We start from the raw sequence: 726 nt of genomic DNA, 5'->3' as shown, positions 1-726 counted from the left end.
AAGTAGGCTCCCACTGCTTGTACGCATACGGTTTCAGGATCTATTTCACTCCCCTCTCCGGGGTTCTTTTCGCCTTTCCCTCACGGTACTAGTTCACTATCGGTCAGTCAGTAGTATTTAGCCTTGGAGGATGGTCCCCCCATATTCAGACAAAGTTTCTCGTGCTCCGTCCTACTCGATTTCATTGATAAGAGATTTTCGTGTACGGGGCTATCACCCACTATGGCCGCACTTTCCAGAGCGTTCCACTAATCTCAAACCAACTTAAGGGCTGGTCCCCGTTCGCTCGCCACTACTAAGGGAATCTCGGTTGATTTCTTTTCCTCAGGGTACTTAGATGTTTCAGTTCCCCTGGTTCGCCTCTTGCACCTATGTATTCAGTACAAGATAACCAGCTTGTGCTGGCTGGGTTCCCCCATTCAGAGATCTCTGGATCACAGTCTGTTTGCCGACTCCCCAAAGCTTATCGCAGGCTACCACGTCTTTCATCGCCTCTGACTGCCAAGGCATCCACCGTATGCGCTTCTTCACTTGACCATATAACCCCAAGCAATCTGGTTATACTGTGAAGACGACATTCGCCGAAAATTCGCACGTTGCTCTTTCGAGCAGAACTCACAAATTTTACCTTAGCCTGATCCACCAGCAGTGAAACTGGTGTTCAGTCTATTTCTATCACATATCCGAATTTTTAAAGAACGATCTGACAAAAGTCAGAAATCAACA

The 726-nt window shown here is 47.5% G+C and carries 1 rRNA gene; it reads right to left on the bottom strand.

What is annotated here, in order from left to right:
- A 23S ribosomal RNA gene (locus tag SB765_RS27945) occupies positions 1–537 on the bottom strand; the annotation flags it as partial.
- Positions 538–726: the final 189 nt, after the last annotated feature.

Source organism: Pseudomonas sp. SIMBA_067, from assembly GCF_046534675.1.
Lineage (GTDB): Bacteria > Pseudomonadota > Gammaproteobacteria > Pseudomonadales > Pseudomonadaceae > Aquipseudomonas > Aquipseudomonas putida.
This window is presented reverse-complemented; position numbering and strand designations above follow the sequence as displayed.